This is a genomic window from Gordonia sp. i37 (assembly GCF_002043085.1).
GTDB classification, from domain to species: domain Bacteria; phylum Actinomycetota; class Actinomycetes; order Mycobacteriales; family Mycobacteriaceae; genus Gordonia; species Gordonia polyisoprenivorans.
In genome coordinates this window covers 1-5,898 of record NZ_MVPX01000551.1, presented here as the reverse complement: position 1 = coordinate 5,898, position 5,898 = coordinate 1, and the positions used below count along the sequence as shown (strand labels likewise).

The following is a 5,898-nucleotide window of genomic DNA, read 5'->3' as shown; positions in this document are numbered from 1 at the left end:
CCCCCAGCCGCACCCGATCACCCGTGCGGTAGCGGCGGGTGCCGTCGGGGCCGGCCACGAATCGCGTCGCGGTCGTCGCGGGGTCACCGAGATAGCCGAGCGCGAGTTGCGGCCCGGAGAGCTGGAGTTCGCCGCGTCCACCGAGCGGTACGGCCCGCCCGTGCCGATCGCAGACCTCGGCGTGGACGCCGTCAAGTGGTGTGCCGACGATCGGGCGGTCATCGTCGAGGTCGATCTCCCCGCAGAGCACCTGCACGGTGGTCTCGGTGGGCCCGTACATGGTGAGCAGCCGTACCTCGGGGTGCGCCGACGCCCATCCGCGCAACCGCGCCGGGTCGACGGCCTCACCCGCGAGGATCACTGTTCGCAGCGACGCCAGTGACACGTCAGCAGTGCCGGCGAGCGCTTGGAGCGCCGAGGAATCGGTCAGTCGCGCAAACGCACTCGGGGTTTGTGCGCAGTGGGTCACGCGATGACGGGTCAGGCCGGCGGCGAAGCGTGCCGGGTCGCGGACGTCGTCGTCGGAGAAGACGACGACCCGTCCGCCCGCGGCGAGCGGGCCGAACACCTCCCACACGGAGGCGTCGAAGGCCAATGCGTGCGACCAGCTCCCGACCATCTCACCGGTGCACCCGAGACGAGAGAGTGAGGCGCCGAGCATCGCGGCCATCGCGGTCCGGTCGACGACCACGCCCTTGGGTGCGCCGGTCGATCCCGACGTGTGGACGACATAGGCGGCGCCGGGCACCGCGGGGCCGGTCCCGCTGTGGGCGGGGCTGATCTCGAGGCCCTCGCGAATCGTCGCACCGGGCCCGATTCGGCGGTTCAGCAACCGTTGTCGCGCCGGTGGCAGGTCCGGGTCGACGGGCGCGAACACCGCGCCCGCGGCAAGCACACCCAGCGCGGCCACGACCGCCTCAGTCCCCCGGCGCAATGCCAGCACGACCGCGGTTCCCGGACGGGTCCCGGCCGCAAGCAACTTCTCGGCCACCTGCTCGGCACGACACCACAGGTCGCGGTAGGTGAGCACATCGTCGGAGTCGACGATCGCCACATCGTCGGGCTGACGCGTCGCCATGGCGCGGACCGCGTCGACGGGATCGATCGACTGCGCAGAAACACTGGGGTGAACAGAAGTGGGCTGGGCGAGAACACCGGCAGGCAGGCACTCGGCCACACACCGTGTCGACGAGTCGGTCAAGGCCGTCAGGGCGGCGACGAAATACTCGAGCATCGGCTCCACCGCCGCGGCGTCGACCCGGGCGGGTGACGCCGTCACCTGCACCGACAGCGCTCCGTCGTCGACCGTACGCACCGTGAATTCGAGTGCGGTACGGGTGATTCCCACATCGATCGGTGTGATGCCGGTGATCAGCGGTCCCGGCGGGTCAGGCAGCGGGGCGGCATGGTCGAGCAGCACGTCGGGCAGGGTCGCCGGCGCCGACGCGGCGTGAGTGGCGGCATCGGCGATCGTGCGGTGTGCGTGCACGAGTGCCTCGTCAATCGGCAGCGCAACGACGGGGCGCCGGTCCGCCGTCACTGCCGACCACCGCAGCGGAACGGTGGTGGCCCGCATACCGACGCGGGGTCCGCCGGGCAGGGCAACCGGGATCGCCGCGACCACGTCGTCGGAGTCGGTGACGGCGGCGAGTGTCGCGGCCAGGGCCACCCACAGTGCCGAATACAGCGTGGTGCCGGCTCCCGCCACCACGTCGTTGACCGCGGCGGCGGTAGCGGCGTCGATACGGCGCTCGTGGACCACTGCGGGTTTCTCGACCTCCGGGTGCCGTCGGGGCGGTTCGGGGAGGGCGAGGTGTGCGGGTGCGCCGTCGAGAACCGTTCTCCAATAGTCGGTGTCGTCATCGCGTACCGAGACCTGCAGCTCGTCGGGCTGCTCGACCCAGCGTGGGCTGCGACCGCGCAGGCGTGCCGTCAGCGCCGTGTGCAGGTCGTCGAGGAGTATCGGTACCGAGGCGCCGTCGACGGCGATGTGGTGGGCGACGAGCACGATGCCGGTGCCCGCGGGTGAGTCGGCGAGCACCGCGCGCCATGCCGGGCGGGTGGTCAGATCGAAGGGGGCATTGACGATCTCGGCGGCCTGACCGGTGTCGGGGACCGTATCGCGTTGGGTGATCGGCGGATTCCCGGTGAGAGCTTCGGCGTGGAGGACGACGATCTCCGGAGTTGCGTCCCCGCGATCGGGAAACACCGCGCGCAGCATCGGATGCCGGTCGGCGAGATCGAGCAGCGCTGCCCGCACCACGGGCACCTCGGCACGTACCGTGAGTCGCAACGCCAGATGGTACGCGACCGAATCGGGCTGTCCGCGATGGGCATCCCACAGGACACGCTGCGCCGGCCACAGGACGTCACGTGACCGTACCTGCGGTGTGTGAGCGTCGGCGGCAACCAGTTCGGTCAGTCCGGCGATGGTCGGTGTGGCGAGGATGTCGGCGACGGTGACCTGGGTGCCCGGTCCCGACAGCCGTGCGGCAAGTCGCGCCGCCGACAACGAGTTTCCGCCGACGGAGAAGAAGTTGACGTCGGGTCCCCACTGCTGAGGTCCCCACTCGCGCGGAGCCTGCCCACCTACCTGCGGCCCGGGTTCCCCGATGATCTCTGCCACCACCTCGGCGACGCGACGCTGTGCCGCGGTCAGCGGCGCCGGGGTACCGGTCATCGCGGGCAGCCCGGCGATCAGGGCCTGCCGGTCGAGTTTGCCATTGTCGGTGAGTGGCCAGCGCTCGACGACGCCGATGCGCGTGGGCATCAGATACCCGGGCAGCCGAGCGGCGCACGCGCGCTGCAGAACTGCTTCGCGCCCGGCGGCCGACACCTCGCTGCCGGTGGGGTCGTCGTCGGTGGTGTCGTCGTCGATCACGAAGGCGAGGATTTGTTCATCCCCGGGCTGTGTCCCGCCGGCGATCACCACGCGTGCCTCGCGGACGCCGGGCGCCTCGACGAGAGCCGCGGCGATCTCGGCGGGCTCGACGCGATGACCACGCACCTGCATCTGATCGTCCGACCGGCCCAGGTAGGCAAGCCGATCCGGCGCGATCAACCGCACCACATCGCCTGTTCGGTACATCCGTGTGCCGCAGCCGTCGGGGTCGGCGACGAAGCGGCTCGCGGTCAGGGCGGGCGCGTGCAGGTAGCCGTCGGCGACTTGCGCGCCGCTGACGTACAGTTCGCCGAGTCCGCCCACCGGCACCGGACGCAGATGCCGGTCGCGCACCGACCAGCCGACTCCGGCGAACGGGGCGCCGATCAGGCTGCGGGCGTCGGTGGTGTCGACATCGGTGGCGGTGAGGTGGACGGTGGTTTCGGTGATGCCGTACATGTTGATCAGGCGCACACGAGGATTGGCCTGCGCCCAGTCGTACAGCGCAGGAGCCTGCAGCGCCTCGCCGCCGAACACGACGCACCGCAAGGCCGGCAACCGCGAGCCGCTGCTACTCGACGAACCGGGACCATCCGGTGCGGCGAGCCGCGCGAACGCCGTCGGGGTCTGCGAGAGAATGCTGACGCCACAATCGTTCAGGGTTGCACTCAGCAGTACCGGATCCCGGCTCACCGTGCGGTCGACGATCACCACGCGGCCACCGGAACAGAGTGCGCCGAAGATCTCCCACACCGAGAAGTCGAAGGTGTGCGAGTGCGTCGCGCTCCACACGTCGGCGGGGGTGGCGTCGACGACGTCGAGGGCGGCACCGAGCATCGCGGCCAGTGCGGTACGCGACACCGCAACACCTTTGGGCCGTCCGGTCGATCCGGACGTGTGGATGACGTAGGCGATCCCCGGTCGGCGGGGCGCGGTCCCGAGGCCCGGGCCGGGTTCGATCAGCAGGCCGTCGCCCACGATCGCCGCCGGGGAGGTCGCGGCGATGAGTTCCGCGGTGCGTGCGGGCGGATGTTCCGGGTCGAGCGGAACGTAGGCGGCGTCGGCCATCAGGGTGCCAACCATCGCCACCACGGTTTCGGCACCACGGCCGAGCAGCAGGGCCACCCGGTCACCTGCCCGCACCCCGACCCGACGCAGATCCATCGCCATCTCGAATGCGCGCGTGGACAGTTGCTCGTAGGTCATCGATGTTCGGGCGTCGGTGACGGCGATGGCGTGCGGGGTGGCGCCGACGTGCGCGAGCAGCGCGTGGATCGGGTCGGTGCCGGCCACCGGGCATTGTGGGGCGACACCACGTCCGGTCGGGGTGCACGACCCGACGGGGGTGGCCGGGTCGGCGAGTGCCAGCCGGGTCAGTGTGTCGACCACATAGTCGAGGAGAATCGCGGCGCCGTCGGGATCGACGCGGTCGGGTGCCACCGTCAGAGCCAATCGCAGCTGTTCTCCGCTGTCGTCGACGACGAATTCCAGTGCGGTGCGGGCTCTCCCGGTGCGGATCGGGGTGGCCGAGCGGATCAGCGCGCGCCGCGACAGCCCGGTGTCACGGCCTAGTTCGCCGCCGTCCATCGTATTCGCCTGCGCCAGCACCACATCGGCGAGCTGTGCGGGTGCGGTGTCGGCGTGGCGCATCCCGGCCTGCAGCGCGGCCACCGATCCCGCGAGTGCCTCGGCGATGGTCTGCGACGCGACTGCGCGAGACCGTACCGGGACCGTCCGGACGAACATGCCGACCCGCTCGAGGTCGGAGGAGCTCCAGCGCCCTGAGGTCGGCACCGAGATGACGACGTCGTCGTCGCTGACGACACCGGCAAGTACGGCGGCCACGGCCACCCGGACCAGCGCCTGCAGGGTCGCGCCGGCGCCGGCGGCTTGTGCGGTGGCCGCCGCCGAGAGCCTCGCGTCGACGACCCGTTCCAGATGAACCGCCTCGGTAGAGACCTCACCGGCCGCGCGGGCCTCGGGCAGCGCGAGTCGCGTCGGGGCACCGGCGAGCACGTCACGCCAGTAGCTGTGTCCCGCATCGGAATCGGCGGCGGGTCGAGCGCCACCGAAGTCTCCGGGCCCGGGGAACTCCGGCAGCCGGTGGCGGGTGCGTGCGGCGACTGCGATCAACATGTCCCGCACCAGGATCGGGATCGACCAGCCGTCGACCGCGATGTGATGGACCACGAACACCATCGACACCGCGCCGCGGCTGTCGTCGAGAACGGCACGCCACGGCGGGTCGACGGTCAGATCGAAGGGTGCGGCCACCACGGAACGAACCATGCTCGGGCTCAGTGTGTCCCGGGTGATCGGCATCGCGTCGACCATCACCTGGGTGGGTAGTAGACGCATGGTCGGGGTGCCGTCGGGCCGGGCAGGAAAGACGCGGCGCAGCGCGTCGTGATGCAGGGCGAGGTCGGTCAGCGCCGATGTCACAAGATCCGCAGTCACGAGATCCGCAGTGACGAGATCCGCGGTCACCGGGTCGGCTCCCGTACCCGGTGCGAACTCGACCCGCACGGCGAGGTGGTACACGTGGTCGGCCGGGTTGGAGCGGTTCAACGCCCAGATCTGGTGTTGTGCCGGCGTCACTACCGGCGCGGTGGCCGGTGTGGTGGCGGCGGTGAGGTCACCGGCGCCGACGCGTGCGGCGATCTCGGCCAAGGTGGTGGCAGGGGTCAGCTCGCCGATGCGCAGCGGACGGCCCACCCGTGCGCCGAGGCGCGCCATGATCTCCAGCATTGTCAGCGAGGTGCCGCCAAGGTCGATGACCGAGGCAGCCATCGAGACCCGTTCCACCCGAAGAACGTCGGCGACGATCTCGCCGAGCGCGCATTCGACGTCGGAGGTGGCGGCCACGAATTCCGGTTCTTGCAGCGCGATCCCGGCCACCGCGTGCGCCACGGCGTCGCGATCGATTTTGCCGGTCGGCCCGGTCGGCAACCGATCGAGCATCAGCACCCGCCGCGGCCACATCACCGAAGGCAGGGTCGCAATGAGATGCGCCCGCA

1 protein-coding gene is annotated in these 5,898 nt (G+C 70.9%); it reads right to left on the bottom strand.

The genetic code is table 11. From position 1 onward, the window contains the following. Positions 1 to 5,863 (bottom strand): non-ribosomal peptide synthetase (locus tag B1964_RS27320; RefSeq protein WP_253194230.1); only part of this gene is annotated, 5,863 nt, incomplete at its 3' end. Positions 5,864 to 5,898 lie beyond the last annotated feature (35 nt).